Source organism: Leptospira congkakensis (assembly GCF_004770265.1).
Taxonomy (GTDB): Bacteria; Spirochaetota; Leptospiria; order Leptospirales; family Leptospiraceae; genus Leptospira_A; species Leptospira_A congkakensis.
Genome location: NZ_RQGQ01000017.1, coordinates 557,213 through 573,611, shown reverse-complemented (window position 1 = coordinate 573,611; position 16,399 = coordinate 557,213). Strand labels below are relative to the sequence as shown.

Annotated in this window: 12 protein-coding genes; all 12 read right to left on the bottom strand. The window is 39.0% G+C overall.

Features of this window, described 5'->3' with window-relative positions; genetic code table 11:
* Positions 1–29 precede the first annotated feature (29 nt).
* Positions 30–911 carry a transglutaminase family protein gene (locus tag EHQ70_RS16210; protein WP_135588126.1) on the bottom strand — a complete coding sequence of 294 codons (882 nt, stop codon included), beginning with the start codon at positions 909–911 and terminating at the stop codon, positions 30–32.
* On the bottom strand, positions 904–3,438 hold the full coding sequence (locus EHQ70_RS16205; protein ID WP_135588124.1) for a circularly permuted type 2 ATP-grasp protein: 2,535 nt from the start codon (positions 3,436–3,438) through the stop codon (positions 904–906). Before EHQ70_RS16205 ends, EHQ70_RS16210 begins: the two co-directional genes overlap by 8 nt.
* Positions 3,439–6,696, bottom strand: coding sequence for a transglutaminase family protein (locus tag EHQ70_RS16200; RefSeq protein WP_135588122.1), 3,258 nt, complete (start codon positions 6,694–6,696; stop codon positions 3,439–3,441).
* A 2-nt stretch (positions 6,697–6,698) separates the two neighbouring features.
* Positions 6,699–7,667, bottom strand: coding sequence for an alpha-E domain-containing protein (locus EHQ70_RS16195; RefSeq protein WP_135575639.1), 969 nt, complete (start codon positions 7,665–7,667; stop codon positions 6,699–6,701).
* A gap of 9 nt (positions 7,668–7,676) precedes the next feature.
* Complete coding sequence (locus EHQ70_RS16190; protein ID WP_135588120.1) at positions 7,677–9,101, bottom strand: circularly permuted type 2 ATP-grasp protein; 1,425 nt, start codon at positions 9,099–9,101, stop codon at positions 7,677–7,679.
* 177 nt (positions 9,102–9,278) lie between these two features.
* Entirely contained in the window at positions 9,279–10,028 is a 750-nt protein-coding gene (locus EHQ70_RS16185) for an SDR family NAD(P)-dependent oxidoreductase (RefSeq protein ID WP_135588118.1), read from the bottom strand.
* A 21-nt stretch (positions 10,029–10,049) separates the two neighbouring features.
* Positions 10,050–10,607 (bottom strand): YqgE/AlgH family protein, encoded by a 558-nt coding sequence (locus EHQ70_RS16180; RefSeq protein WP_208729584.1) that lies wholly within the window; start codon positions 10,605–10,607, stop codon positions 10,050–10,052.
* A gap of 8 nt (positions 10,608–10,615) precedes the next feature.
* Complete coding sequence (locus tag EHQ70_RS16175) at positions 10,616–11,578, bottom strand: Gfo/Idh/MocA family protein (protein WP_135588114.1); 963 nt, start codon at positions 11,576–11,578, stop codon at positions 10,616–10,618.
* Positions 11,579–11,602: 24 nt separating this feature from the next.
* A complete protein-coding gene (gene dnaJ, locus EHQ70_RS16170) occupies positions 11,603–12,730 on the bottom strand; it encodes a molecular chaperone DnaJ (protein WP_135588112.1) in 1,128 nt (375 codons plus the stop codon).
* A 22-nt stretch (positions 12,731–12,752) separates the two neighbouring features.
* Positions 12,753–14,687, bottom strand: coding sequence for a molecular chaperone DnaK (gene dnaK / locus EHQ70_RS16165; RefSeq protein ID WP_135588110.1), 1,935 nt, complete (start codon positions 14,685–14,687; stop codon positions 12,753–12,755).
* Positions 14,688–14,709: 22 nt separating this feature from the next.
* Complete coding sequence (grpE, locus tag EHQ70_RS16160) at positions 14,710–15,282, bottom strand: nucleotide exchange factor GrpE (protein ID WP_135588108.1); 573 nt, start codon at positions 15,280–15,282, stop codon at positions 14,710–14,712.
* A gap of 11 nt (positions 15,283–15,293) precedes the next feature.
* A complete protein-coding gene (hrcA, locus tag EHQ70_RS16155; protein ID WP_135588106.1) occupies positions 15,294–16,325 on the bottom strand; it encodes a heat-inducible transcriptional repressor HrcA in 1,032 nt (343 codons plus the stop codon).
* Positions 16,326–16,399 lie beyond the last annotated feature (74 nt).

Sequence of the window (16,399 nt, the reverse complement as noted above, 5' to 3'; positions counted from 1 at the left end):
TTTGAGATTAGAGAATGAAAAAAGAACATTCATATTAATTCGCGGATTACATCCACTTCTACTTTTAATTTATGTTTTCCACCACCGAACAAAATTCCTTTTAATGGAGACACATCCGCATAATCCCTTCCAATCGCTGTGATGATGTATTCTTCTGTGATAATTTTTCCATTGGTTGGGTCGAAATCCATCCATCCAAATGTAGGACAATATACAGAGACCCACGCATGTGTAGCATCACTTCCTTGTAATTTTTCTGTTCCAGGAGGAGGTAAAGTTTCTAAATATCCACTCACATAACGAGTCGGAATCTTTAATGAACGTAAGGCGGCAATCATTAGATGCGAAAAGTCCTGACATACACCTTTTTTTTCATTTAAAACTTGATCAATGGGAGTATTGATACTTGTAGCTTTTGGATCATATTGAAACGTTTGGTATATGTAAGTTGTCATCTCCAATGCAGCAGCGTAAACGGGTTTCCCTTCCGTAAAAAACATTCGAGCAAATTCCGAATAACTTTGTTTTGCTGCTATAAATGAAGAAGGTTGGATGTATTCAATTGATAAGATATCTGCATCTAATGTTGATTCATGGATGAGAGAATAGATACTTTCCCAAGGAGTTGATTTGTATAAATCAATGCCAAGTGATTGGTGTGTGCGCACAGTTGACTCAACAACTACTTCTAAAAAACGATGAGGATCTTCTACCGAAAAAAGAAATACCTGGTTTCCAAAATAATCCCTACGAAATGAAGAAACCACCGGTTTGGGATTCACGGTCACATGAGTTCTAAAACAATCTTGGTGTGGTGACGTCAAAGGATACATATGCGCCATGTTATGACAATAAGCAACAGTATCGTCATAACTATATTTAGTTTTATGAATTACCTTAAAATCAGCCATTGCCATCACCGATCCTTGTTTGTTCTTCGGTATAGTTAAAGTATCTTGATGCTAATGCATCAGACAAATTTTTCAAATGGTAGTGTAATTCTTCTAACCAAATCGAAACAGATTCCAACGGGTTTTCCGATTCAAAAAAGATGGATATATCTTTCATTTTAAAGTGGGTATAAAGTTGTAACGCAGCTCGGTCTTCTGAATATACAACCTTCTCATTTTTCCCTGGCAAAAACTTAATGTCTGAATTGATTTGTTCTAACTGATACGCAAATGATCTAGGATTTGTGGTATCAAATAATAAAATATCCAAAACAGATTCTTGGTCAATTTTTCCACTATACCGTCTATTATATGTTAATCGAATATCGTTGATACGCAAAAAAGTCTCAAAGGAAGCTTTATCTCGAAAACTATCCCAACGAATCATGCCTTGTAACATCAATATCATATTGATTGATCTTTCAATTCGACGACCCAGGTTGAGGAAATACCATCCCGCTTCGCGACTCATATTTTCAAAAGATAAACCTGTTAGAGATGATAAATTCAAAACAATCTTCTGTAGAAAATCGATGATTTGATCATACGAATCAATTTCATGATGAGATTGATCTTCTAAATGAAGTAGAATTTTTTTCATATCATCAGAAAGGCGATCCCGAACCGATTTCGAAGCAATCACCAAACTTCGTAAATGAAATGCTAAACTTCCAACAACTCCACGATCCGATGTCAATCGTTGTAATTCAGAAAATGGATTTAAAAATAACTCGCTTGCATCATCTCCAAGAAAACCTGGATAACTATTGGTTACATGTGTTACTAGTTTTAATGAATTTTCTAAAGATTCTCTTTCGTAACCGTCTTCTACTTGTAAAATTTTATAAACAGCTTCTCGTATGACCCTTGTTTGGTTTTCGGATCGTTCCAAATACCTTGCCAACCAGAATAAATTATCAGCCACACGACTAGGGACTCCGGAACTTTTTCTGGAAATCATCACTTGGTCTGATTTTGCCACAAGTAAAGATTCTTCTTTTTGTGTTTCAGTTGCAAGAACCCAAAGGTCTTTACTCCAAGCTCCTCTTTGGCTCGTAATAAAGAAATCATCTAAGGAAGGAGATACTCTTACCAAACCACCAGCCATTGTTTGGTAACCGGAGCCGGAAGAAGATACAAAGGTTCTCATGATCGCTCGACCTGGTCGAAACCCATTTTCACCTAATACTGGTACGGTGGCAGATGCGATCATTTCTTGTGCGATGAAACGATTGGGGAATGATTTTAGTTTTTGTAAAAACGAATCCTTTCTTTCTCCACTCAGTTCGATAAAGGTAACTGGTTTTTCTTCATCAGTGCGTGATACAGTTTTAAAAACAAATTTTTCGGGATTTTGTAATACCAATTGGAAATGTTCTTTTGTTCCCATCCAATAGGTAGGAGCCATAGGAAGGATCAAATCCTCTCCTAAATAAAAACGACATAGGTCAGAATAAAATGGTAATAGGGCTCGGTTTTCTAAAAATCCGGTTCCGATGGGATTTGCGATTTTGACATGTCCCGAACGAACCGATTCCAAAAGTCCAGGAACTCCCAAAAGTGAATCCCCTCTTAGTTCTAATGGATCCATAAAATCATCATCGACCCTTCTTAGAATCAAATCGATTTGTTGTAAACCTTCTACGGTTTTCATATAAACTTTATTTTTTCTAACAGTTAAATCTTCACCTTGTACAAGCGTATAACCCAAATAACCAGCAAGGTAGGCATGTTCAAAATATGTTTCGTTCGATGGACCAGGTGTTAACAAAACAATCACTGGCTCGCGACCAGTAACACCCGCTAGTTGAGTTAATGATTTACGAAGGGACCGAAAATAAACGGCAACACGGTGAACCATCGCATCGCGGTACATACTTGGGAAAATTCGAGATAGTACAATTCGATTTTCTAATGAATAACCAGAACCAGAAGGTGCTTGGACCCTATCATTTAAAACGTAAAAGTTGCCATCGGCAGCACGAATCAAATCACAAACAAAAAATAATAGAGCTGGATTTTTAGTAAGGAAGTGATTGGAATCATACATTCCATCACAAGCGCGCAAAAAAGAAGATTCATTAAAAAGAATTTCGGGAGGAATTTTTTTTTCGTATAACAGGCGTCTTTTGGAGTAAACATCTCTGACAAGAGCATCTAACAAATCGGCCCGTTGGTTTAACCCTCTTTCTAAAACACGCCACTCTTCACTTTCCATAACCAAAGGAAACAAATCCAAATCCCAAGGTCTTTCCTTTGCTTCTGGTGAGTCTGATTGGTATAAGTTATATGTAACACCATTCTCTCTAAGAATTCGATCCGTATCACGTCTACGATTGACAAGTTCTGCGGGCCCTAACTCTTGAAAGGATTTAACTAAAAACTTATATTTGTTTCGAATTTGACCATCAGCATCATAGAGTTCATCATAAACTCCAGGAATCGTTTTATAATTTCCGATTAAATGATAAGGATCTTGTGTCATCATCTACTTGAATGTTACCATCCTAAGATCCAATGTTGATGGGAAGGCTTTATTTTCCAATCGAATTGGTGGAAGGCTTTTTCCAATCTTATGTCCATGAGTCCAAAAACGAGAGATCCTTCTGGATTCTGCTTCATACCCATTAATAGGAATAGTTTGGTAAGACAATCCTCCTGGATGGGATACATGATACGTACATCCTCCGAGTGCTCTATGATTCCAAGTATCATAAACATCAAACACTAAAGACTGTTGCGCAGGTATTTGTGGGTGTAAAGTAAAAACAGGAGACCAAGCCTTAAACCTGACTCCAGCAACAAATTCATTTTGAACAGATGTAGGTTGTAGCGGAACTTCGTACCCGTTGCAACTCAAACGATATCTTTCTGGATGAAATCCTTTGACTTTGACTTGAACTCGTTCAGTTGCAGAGTCTACTCCTCTTGAAGTTCCTTGTGCTGTATTTTCTTCACCAAGTACGTTCCAAGGTTCTAAAGCCATTCGTAATTCAATTTCCATTCCATCCAAATAACAAATTCCATATTGAGGAAATCTAAATTCAAAAAATGGATCAAAGTCTTTTGATAAAAATCCAAAGCCACTATTCTGCAAATCTTGGATCACTTCCTTAAAGTCACGATACACAAAGTAAGGCAACATAAAACGATCATGTAACTCCGTATTCCAATTGATTGGACTTCCATAGTATGGATCTTCCCAAAATCGACAAATGATTGCCATCATAAATGCTTGTTGGATGACACTCATCTGGTAATGAGGAGGCATTTCAAACGCACGCATTTCAATAAGCCCCAAACGCCCGGTAGGCGAACCAGGATCAAAAAGTTTATCAATCGAAATTTCTGTTCGGTGAGTATTCCCAGTAATATCAATTAAGATATTTCTTAAAACTCGATCCAACATCCAAGGTGGTGTGTGCCGATTAGAATCAATTTGTTGGAAGGCAATTTTTAATTCGTGTAAGGAATCATTTCTAGCTTCATCAATTCTTGGTGATTGAGAAGTCGGGCCAATGAACATTCCAGAAAACAAATAAGAGAGTCCTGGATGATTTTGCCAATATGCCACCAAACTTCGTAAAAGCGAAGGTTTTCTTAAAAATGGACTATCACCAACAGAAGCACCACCGAGAGTGATATGATTTCCACCACCAGTACCAGAATGACGACCATCAATCAAAAATTTTTCTGCAGTCAATCGTAGTTGCGTGGCTTCTTCATATAGAACCTGCGTTTTTTCAACAATTTCTCCAAAAGAAGAAGATGGATGAAAATTGACCTCAATCACTCCAGGATCCGGTGTGATCTTAAAACGATTGAGTCTAGGATCATGAGGAGCTTCATAACCTTCCAATACAATCGGTATATCGGTTTCTAAAGCAGTCTGTTCAATAGCGTAAATGAGACGGAGCCAACCTTCCAATGATTGGATTGGTGGTAAAAACACCCGAATGTTTCCATTTCTAGGTTCCACACATAGAGCTGTCCTTGTATGAATTCCTCCAATAGAATAACTAACGTTTGTTGATGAAAATGGAGATTGACCCAATTCCTTTGCTTTTGGTAAAGAAGGTTTGGGAGTCGAAGGATCTTCCGGATAAGGATAATATGGTTTTCCACCTAATGAGTGTAAGGGAAGCCTGAGCCCAATGGGTGAATCACCAGGAATTAAAAACATTTTTCCTCGGCGAAAACTCCATTCATCTGATATCCAAGATGACCGGAAAACATCATAATCCAGTGGGATTGTATAACCGACTTCGCGATGGATACCAGAATCAATGACTCTTAAAATACGTTCCCGTTCCATTTTATCGTAAGTGTTCAATCCATCTAACATCAATTCGGTTTCTGTTGGTAGATTTGCTTCTTGCCAAAGATAATATAAATTATCTTCATAAGCAGTATGAATTGATTTGGAAGGTATATTTAATCGGCTCCCGAGAACACTAATGAATCTTCTTGCATCTTCTGTTGTGGCTGAACCTGTATAACGATCATCCGCAAGTAAATAGGGATGGTTCCAAATAGGTTCACCATCTTTACGCCAATAAGAAATCATCGCCCAACGAGGGACAGGTTCCCCTGGATACCATTTCCCTTGGCCGTATTGTAAAAGTCCGCCAGGAGCAAAATGTTTCCCCAGCCGTTTGATGAGTTGTTCTGATTTAGAATATTTTTCAAAACCTAGGGCATCAAAATTCCATTCCGGTGCTTCCCGATTCTCCGTAGATACAAAAGTTGGTTCTCCACCAATCGTAAGTCTTATATCATTTTTTCGAATTCGTTTATCAATCGAATCACCCAACCGAATGATTCGTTCCCAATCTTCGCCTTGGTAAGGTAAGGTGACCCTTGGAGTTTCTAAAACACGTTCCACTCCCATATGAAAGGAAAACTCTGCTTTGGCTTTTTCTGCAAAACCATAAATCGGACCAGCTGATTCTGGTTCCGGTGTGGCCGCCAAAGGGATATGCCCTTCTCCTGTAAAAAGACCAGAGGTAGGATCAAGACCCACCCAACCTGCACCTGGAATATAAACTTCTGCCCAGGCATGTAGGTCAGTGAAATCAGATTCCGCACCAGAAGGTCCATCCAAAGACTTTACATCGGCTTTTAATTGGATCAAATAACCAGATACAAATCTTGCCGCAAGACCCATATTTCTAAGAATTTGGACAAGTAAATAAGCAGAATCACGACAAGATCCCATTCTTGAAGAAAGAGTGAATTCTGGAGTTTGGATCCCTGGTTCCATACGGATCACATAACCAACGTCAGAGTAAATTTTTGCATTCAAAGCAACTAAAAATTCAACAGTTCTTCTCGGCGTTTTATCGATTGTTTTTAAGTATGGGGCAAGTAACTTCCCGGGTTTTTTAACTTTTAAGTAAGGAGCGAGTTCTTTTTTTAATACCTTATCGTATGTAAAAGGAAAGTTCTCTGCATACTCTTCTACAAAAAAATCAAAGGGATTGATTACCTTTAAATCAGTTACTAAATCAACTGCTACTTGTAAGATATTGGTTTTTTCTGGAAATACCAACCGAGCCAAATAATTCCCAAATGGATCTTGTTGCCAGTTAAGAAATTTTTGTTCCGGTAATATATTTAGAGAATAAGAAACAATATGATTTTTGGTATGTGGAGCTGGCCTAAGCCGGATCACATGAGGTGATAATTTTATCGACTTATCATATTGGTAGGTTGTAATATGGGACAGTGCAACTCGTATGCTCATAGTTAGTTTGTAAAAAATCGTTCCACAATTTTGGAACCTATATGATTGAGTTCTATTTGAATATCATCTAAGTATTCATGTAGACCTTTATCAAAAATGGATTTGATATTTTCTGATCGCAAACGATTCAAATAAACTGTAGTTGCATCTTGCGCTAAGTTCCTTGGCAAACCTTCCTTAATTCCAGAAATTTTTTCCAAAGCCTCTTGCATCTCTTGGATACAAAAGAAAATGGATCTAGGAAAGGTTTCATTCAAAATCAAAAACTCTGCAATATCAGTGGGATCAACACGTTTGTATTTTTGATTGTACATCTCATGTGCAGATGCCGATTTCAAAAGGGATAACCACTGTAATAAATCTAATGTGGAACCCACATCATGAACAGAAGGAAGTAGGATAAAGTACTTCATATCTAAGATTCGTGTGGTTTTGTCTGCTCGTTCTAAGAACCTGCCCAACAAGGAAAAGTTCCAAACCTCATCATGAGAGATGGTAGCATCAGAACATCCATAAAAACTTTGGCAACTTTTTCGAACTGTACTGAGAAAATCGGAGAGCCCCATCGAAAGAGTATCTCCATGTAGTTCAGAACTTTCTAAGTAAACTTTACGATAATCTTTTACAAAGAGATAAAACTCGTTTAACACTTCCCACATAGAAGTGGAAATGTTTTCGCGAATGGTTCGGGCATTCTCACGGGCTCTCGAAAGACATTGAAAAATAGAATTCGGATTCTCTTCGTCAAAAGTCATAAACCGTATGACATTGACCGGACTTGGGCTAGAATACCTTTTCTCAAACAATTCAATATCTCCTGTAGTATGTACGAGAGGCAACCATTGGTTCGGCACCTCTTCATGCAAATCTAAAGATAACTGGTGATTGACATCAATAAATCTTGAGTAATTTTCTGCCCTCTCGATATATCGATTCATCCAAAAAACTGATTCGGCAACTCGGCTTAACATATAACACCTTTATCCTAGAACCCAGGTGTCTTTTGAACCGCCTCCCTGGGATGAATTGACCACAAGTGATCCTTTACGAAGCGCAACGCGAGTTAATCCACCCGGCATTACATATATATCTTTTCCGTACAAAATGAACGGCCTTAAATCAACATGTCTTGATTCGATTTTATCTGCAATGAGCGTAGGAACTGTGGAAAGATTTAAAACCGGCTGAGCAATATAATTTCTTGGATCTGCTTTGATCAGTTCCTTAAAATCTTCTTGTTCTTGTTTACTTGCTTTTGGACCAATGATCATTCCATAACCACCAGCACCATTTGCAGCTTTGACAACCAGGTTGTGAATGTTATCCAAAACAAATTTTAAATCGGCTTCTTCAGAACAAAGGTAAGTAGGAACATTCGGAATGATCGGTTCTTCACCTAGGTAGTATTTAATGATCTTAGGAACATAAGAATAAATTACTTTATCATCAGCCACTCCAGTTCCAGGAGCATTGGCAAGGGCAACATTTCCTCTTTTGAATGCTTCAAAAATTCCTTTCACACCAAGTAAAGAGTCCGGCCTAAAACTTGACTGATCCATAAAGGTATCATCAATCCTTCGATAAATCACATCGACTTTACGAAGTCCTTTGGTAGTTTTCATATAAACTTTGTGATTTTCTACGATGAGATCCGATCCTTCAACAAGATATACTCCCATCTTTTGTGCTAAAAAGCTATGTTCATAGTACGCAGAGTTAAAAACACCAGGAGTCCAAACAGCAATCACTGGATCGACTACGTCTGTTAGATTCTCTAACATTGATCTTAAGTGATAAGGATAATCATAAACTTGGCGGATGTTTAACTTTTCAAATAGTTCAGGAAAAGTTCGTTTCATCACTTCACGGTTTTCCAATACATAAGAAACACCAGATGGACAACGTAAGTTATCTTCTAACACATGGAAGGCACCAGCTCCATCACGCACCAAATCCGTTCCAGTAATATGAATCCAAATATCTTTGGGAGGTTTTAAACCAATACATTGTTTGAGGTATCCGGAACTTGACTCAATCAATTCGCGAGGAATGATTTTATCTTTAAGAATTTTTCCTTCTCCATAAATATCTGTTAAAAATAAATTAAGTGCTTGGATTCTTTGTTTGAGTCCTTTTTCCATACTGATCCATTCTTCACTTGGAACAATACGAGGAATGACATCAAAAGGCATGATCCTTTCTTGTTCACCTCCATCACCATACAAAGTAAAGGTGATCCCAAGTGACATGAGAGCCCTTTCTGCCGAAGTACTACGTTTTACGAGTTCGATCCCACCCAAACTCTCCATTTTTGTTTTTACGAAGTCATAACTTTTGCGAGGAAAACCTTCGCTGGAAAACATCTCATCATATATATTTTTGGCACTATAGTCTGCGATAAACATGGGGGTACCCTCTGCTTACTTAGTTAGCAATATTTGTACCAAATGGAAGAAATGACCAAAACCATGGATTGGAACTCCATCTGACATAAGTAGACTGAGCGGTGGCGATTTTCTGTTTATAAATTAAGCATCGAATGAATTGGAAGGATAAGAGTGTTTATAAAGAGTACTGAATGATTAATTTTCAGTAGTTGGAGAGAGATTGTTCGAAGAAATTTTTCTCTTTTTCTCTTGTTTTAGGCGAAAAGCATAGACCAAGGTTCGGAAAAAACTTAAAAAAGGTAAAAATTTTAACAAAAATCGATTTCCCAATTGGTAAAAATGTTCGTACCGACGTTTTTTCGGCCTAATTACCGATTTCAAAACTCGCTTTGCCAGTCGGCTTGGCAGAGAAAATTTCGGCTCCAAAGCAATGATTCGAGAAAATCGAAACTCTCTTCCTATTTGTCCACGAAAGGAATCCCAAAAATAATCCAAAGCAGATTTGGAAGATCCATACAATCCAAATCCTGGGGTTGGAGTTTTACTTAAATCAGAACTAACTACGACTATATGAAGCCCAACAGAAATTAAATTCGTTAATCGTTGTATGGTGTGAATGGGGGCTAAAGTGTTTGCATTGAATAAAACTTTTAATCTATTCCAATCTTCTTTTTCATCTTCCGCATAAGTGATTTGTTCAGAATTTAAAATAAAAACATCTATTTTATCTAATGTTTCAATGGCCGATTCAATCAAACGTTCCATCTGCTCTGGTTTGGTTGTATCGATTTTATATTTTTGAAGATTGGGATGATTGGGAATTTCTTCAGGATTTGAGTCACCAACGACAACCAGTGCTCCTTCTGTTAATAGAAGTGGTAAAAGTTCTTTTCCTAGAGGTGAGGAACCCGAACTGAGCACAATCTTTTTGGATGGTAGTTTCATATCGGTGACTAATTCAGTGAATCAATTGAGAGATGGATCTTTTGTATGGTCAACAAAGTATTTGTAGATTCCACCCTTACTTCGTAGTGCTTCTCGCCAGATAACTTCTGATTCGTCTTCATTAAAAACGATGGATTCATCCACATGATCCGAAACCACCCAAGACAATCTTTCGAATTCACTTTCCAATTGGCCGGAAGACCAACCTGCATATCCTTGTAGAACACGAAATTGAATTTGATCAGAGGAAAGAACTTCGATCATTGTATCAAAACTTCTCGCCATATAAATACCAGGAACAATTTCAACACCAGGATCTTCTGTTTGTTTTCCATTATGAAGAATGGATACGAACATATTGTCCACAGGACCACCAGAAAACACTTGTTTGCTGGAGTATGCGGTATCTGGAAGGTTTTTGATTAAGGATTCCATGGTTTGGTCAGTAGGTTTGTTTAAAACCAAACCAAAAGCCCCGTCGTCGTCATGGTCTACCATAAGGACAACGGATTTGTGAAAAAAATCCTGAATCACACTAGAATTGGAAATGAGTAACTTTCCGCGAGTTGAATCAGGAATATTTGTCATTATTTTTTCCCGTGAATTTCTTCCAGGATTTTATAAGCCACTTCTAATGTTTTAATATCAGAATCACCCTTCACCATTGGTTCGGATTCTCCTTTGATACATTTTACAAAGTGCTCATGTTCCTGTTTGAGAGGGTTATCTTTGTGAACAAAGATTTTTTCCACAATGGATTCTTGTCGGTATTTAATTTCACCACTACCAAGTTGAGTAGTAGAACTTGCTTGTCTATGTAACTCAATTTCTTGGTTTGTAAAATCTAAAAATACATATGAATCTTTTTGAGAGATATTGAGTGTTCTGATTTTTGCTTGGGAAGCACGCGAAGCATTGAGAGATGCAACACATCCGTTAGCAAAAGTAAGAACCACACTTGCAACATCTTCATGGTTGGATACAATTGATGATCCAACTGCTTTGACATTCGTCACTTCCGATTTTACCAAGTTTAAAACAATATCAATATCATGGATCATCATATCCAAAACAACACCAACATCAGTGATTCGGCTATTATAAGGTGCAATCCTTCTGGATTCAATGAGGAGTGGATGTTCAGCAATTTTTCCAAGTTCCAAAACCGCTCCATTAAACCTTTCCACGTGCCCAACTTGCAAAATCAAATTGTTTTGTTTTGCTAAAGCCACTAGTTCTTTTGCTTCTTCCACAGTTTGTGAAATTGGTTTTTCAACCAAAACATGTTTCTTTGCAGCTAATGCCTGTTTTGCGATCTTGTGATGAAGGAATGTTGGTGCAGCGATAACCAAAGCATCTGTTTCTGCTAACAATTCTTCAATTGTAGGAAACGCTTTTGTTTTATGTTTTTCAGCAATTTGATTGGCGCGTTCCAAGCTGGCATCAAATATTCCGATGAGTTCAGCATCAGAAAGCTGTTTAGCAACGTTTACGTGGTATTGGCCCATATGACCAGTACCAATGACTCCGAGTCGGACTTTTTTATCCATAGATGCTCTCAATACTCCAAAAGTTCAGCGGAAAAACAACTTAGATTTTCCGCCACTGCCGACCTTTTCGCCGGACTCACGGGCAAATTCTTCCATAAGTTCTCTCTGTTTTTTAGAAAGTTTCTTAGGAATTTCTACTTTGATGATTACGTGTTGGTCCCCTTTACCATAAGAACCTAGGTAAGGGATTCCATGTCCTTTCAATCGGAAGATTTGTCCACTCTCTGTTCCTTCTGGAATTTTCAAGTTGATGGTCTTTCCATCAATCGAAGGCACTTCAATCTCACCACCGAGGCAAGCCATTGATAAAGAAATTGTTTTTTGAACAATTAAATCGTTACCTTGGCGCTCAAAGGTTGGGTGTTTTTTGATATGTGTGACTACATACAAATCTCCACTAGGGCCGCCGTTCGGGCCAGACTCACCTTCGCCAGAAACTTTGAGTCGGCTACCAGATTCAACACCGGCAGGAATTTTAATATGAATAGTTCGTCTTTTCTCTGTTAGTCCCTCACCCTTACAAGTTTTACAAGGATTGGAAATGACTTTTCCTTTTCCTTTACAACGAGGGCAAGTGGTTGTCACACTAAAAAATCCTTGGGTTCTTCGCACCTGGCCTGTTCCCGAACAATCAGGACAAACTGTAGGCGAAGATCCTTTGGAGGCTCCCGAACCGGAACAATCCACACAAGTTTCAAGTCTTGGGATTTCTATTTTATATTCTTTTCCGAGGGCCGCATCTTCTAAACTAACTTCTAAATTATAACGTAAATCCGATCCTCTTTGAGGACCGGACCTTCTTCCACCACCGCGGCTACCGCCACCACCTCCGCCTCCGAAAAACTCACTGAAGATATCACCGAAGTCGCCAAAGATATCAGAGAAGTCTGTATAAGCACCTGCTCCATATCCTCCACCGGCTCCCGCGTTCACACCTGCCTTGCCGTACTGATCGTACGCTGCACGTTTTTGTGCATCACGTAACACTTCATAGGCCTCAGTTGCCTCTTTGAATTTTTCTTCCGCTTCTTTATCACCCTTATTTTTATCAGGGTGATATTTAATGGCTAACTTACGATAGGCGCTCTTGATCTCATCATCAGAGGCACCTTTCGAAACGCCTAATACTTCGTAGTAACCACGGTCGCTCATAGTTTTACTTCTTTTTCTCTATTTATTTTTTATCTTCATCAACTACGGTGTAATCCGCATCAACGACCTTTTCGCCACCGGCAGAAGATTCACTTGCACCTTGACCCGCAGCACCCGCTTGGTCTGCACCTGGGGCTCCTGCTTCAGGGCCAGCTTGTGAATAAATCTTTTGTCCAATTTGCATTGCGACTTCTTGGATAGAATCACGGGAAGCTTTCATTCTTTCTACGTCACCAGATTCCATAGCTTCACGGCCGCGTTTGATTTCGTCCTGTGCTCTTTGTTTTTCTGATTCGTCGAGTTTGTCAGCAGATTCACCAATGGTTTTTTCTAATTGGTAAACAATGGCTTCCAATTCGTTTTTAGTATCAGCAGCTTCGCGAAGTTTTTTATCTTCTTCTGCGTGTGCTTCTGCATCCTTAACCATCTTTTTGATTTCTTCTTCTGACAATCCAGTAGAAGATTCAATACGAATCTTTTGTTCTTTTCCTGTTCCTAAATCTTTCGCAGATACATGGACAATACCGTTTGCGTCGATATCAAATGTTACTTCGATTTGAGGTACTCCTCTTGGTGCAGATGGAATTCCCACTAGATCAAAACGACCGAGGGTTCTATTCGCACTTGCCATTTCACGTTCCCCTTGTAATACATGAACCGAAACTGTTGTTTGGCTGTCTGCAGCAGTAGAGAACACTTGTGACTTTCTTGTAGGAATGGTTGTGTTTCTTTCGATGAGTTTTGTCATCACACCACCGAGAGTTTCAATCCCAAGAGATAGTGGAGTTACATCGAGTAACAATACATCTGTTACTTCACCAGCAAGAACTCCCCCTTGGATTGCCGCACCAACTGCCACCACTTCATCAGGGTTTACAGATTTGTTTGGTTCTTTACCAAAAATTTCTTTTACAAGAGCTTGCACCGCAGGGATACGAATGGATCCACCCACAAGGATGACTTCATCAATTTCGCTAGCAGAAAGACCTGCATCTTTTAATGCATTGATACATGGGATACGTGTTCTTTCCACAAGAGATCTTGTGATTTCATCAAACTTTGCTTTGGTGAGTGTCATATCCAAATGTTTTGGACCAGAAGCATCTGCTGTGATGAATGGAAGGTTGATTTGAGTGGAAGATGTTCCAGACAACTCGATTTTAGCTTTTTCAGCAGCTTCTTTCAATCGTTGTACGGTGTTTTTATCCCCAGAAATATCAATTCCTGTTTGTTTTTTGAATTCGTCGATCATCCACTGCATAACTACGTTATCAAAGTCGTCACCACCAAGATGGGTGTCCCCATTTGTGGATTTTACTTCGAATACGCCATCACCAAGTTCTAGGATAGAAACGTCAAAAGTTCCACCACCTAAGTCGTATACGGCGATCTTTGCACTGGTTTTTTTCTTATCAAAACCATAAGCAAGAGCTGCTGCAGTTGGTTCGTTGATGATACGTTCTACTTCGAGACCAGCAATTCGACCTGCGTCTTTTGTTGCTTGTCTTTGTTCGTCATTGAAGTAAGCAGGAACAGTCACCACTGCTTTTTTTACTTCATGGCCAAGAAAGTCTTCCGCAGTTTTCTTCATTTTTTGAAGAACACGAGCCGCAATTTCTTGTGGAGTGAATTCACCAGAAACGGTTTCAAATTTTACACCATCATTTCCAGCACGGATCACTTTGTAAGATACCATCTTTGATTCGTCACCAGCTTCGTTAAAACGACGACCGATAAAACGTTTCGCAGAACGGATTGTATTTACTGCATTCGTAATTGCCTGGTTCTTTGCGAACTGACCCACAATGGTTTCACCCTTTGCGGTAAAGGCAACAATCGAAGGAGTCGTTCTTGCCCCTTCTGAGTTTTGAATGACAACAGGATCTCCACCTTCCATAACCGCCACACAAGAGTTAGTGGTTCCTAAATCGATACCTATGATTTTTTCCTTAGACATAGTCTTCTCCTTCTTTCTAATATTAACTTTGTGGTTTTCCCACTTTCACACGTGCAGGTCGAATGGATTGTTTGTTTTCACCATCTTCATGGTAATAACCAGCTTGGTAAGTTTCCACAACAGTCTCTTCGACAAACTCTGCACTTTCCTCAGAAGCAATTGCTTCCATAAGCATAGGATCAAACGGCATTCCTTTCGGATCTAAACGTTTGATTCCTTCCTTTTCCAATACGGAATAAAATTCCTTTTGAACCATCTTGATCCCTTCTACGAAAGCTACCACTTCCGGAGTTTGGTTCGGAACATTAGAAACTCGTTCTAAGTTGTCGAGAGCTCCCGTCAGTCCTTCCGCAAACTTTTTAATGGATTCTTTTCTTGCATTTAACAAGTCGTTTGCGGTTCTACGTTTGTAGTTTTGAAACTCCGCACGTTCTCTTAACCAAGAATCTTTTAAAGTTTCGATTTCCTTTTTGGCGTTATCGAGTTCTTTCTCAGCACCTTCTACCGCTTGTTCAATGGCTTCATCCGTAATGGTCTGCCCTTCTTCGACTGACACGTTTTGTTCATCCACGGATCCGTTCGTTTCTTCTGCCATTTTTCCTCCTACTATCTACTTAACTTCGTAATCATTTCTGAAACTAACTGTGAGGTGAATTCAATCAAAGGTAATGCTTTGTTATAATTCATCCTCTGAGGACCAATGATTCCCATGGAACCAATCCTCTTTTCTCCCATACGGTAATTTGTAGTAATAATGGTAACACCACCTAACTTCTCATTACCGTCTTTTCCAATAATGGTATAAACACCATCCATCGGAACATAATCGCTAAAAAACTCTTTGAGGAACTGTTTTTCATCAAATAGATGCAGGATGTTTTCTAATTGTTCCTCTTCATCCTTAAAGTTTTCGTATAAGTTTTTTAATCCATCGATATACAAGTTATCAACGGACAAACTGTCCGATCCCATGGCTCTTGCAATTGATGGTGCAAATTGTGAAAATCCTTCTGGACCTTCCTTTTTCATCATCATCTGAGGGATCAGATTACTTTGAATTTCATGAACATCAAAACCTTTGACGTTATCATTCAAATACCTTGAAATTTGGTACAAGGTCTCTTGTGAGATGTGATAATCGAAAAATATATTTCGATTGAGCACCGTACCTGACCTCATCACAAGAATCATAAGAACTTCTCCACCATTTACATGGATGAGTTCAATATGTTTGAGTGTGTCCAGTGAGCCTTCAGGTCCAAGAACCACACTCGCTGATTGCGAAAGGGAAGCCAAAACTTTGGTTGTTGCCACGAGAACTTGGTCCAATCGAAATTGCATCCGAAGATACTCTTCCTGGATCCTTTGTTTCTCACGCATGGTTAACTCAAAAAGAGTCACCAAACTATCCACATACAACCGGTATCCGCGTTCCGTAGGAACCCGTCCGCCAGATGTATGCCTTGCCACAATAAAACCCATCTCTTCCAGTTCTGCTAAACAAGACCGAATGGTAGCGGGGGAAACACCGATATCGTATTTTTCAGAAAGCGTTTTGGATCCGACCGGTTTGTTGTCCGATACAAATTCCTCAACCAAAGCTTTCAAAATAGATCGATGTCTAGGGGATAGATCCATATCCTTCTGGCACTTCCTTTAGCACTCTGATGATTAGAGTGCTAAACTATGCTTAAAGTTTACGGATTTGGTAT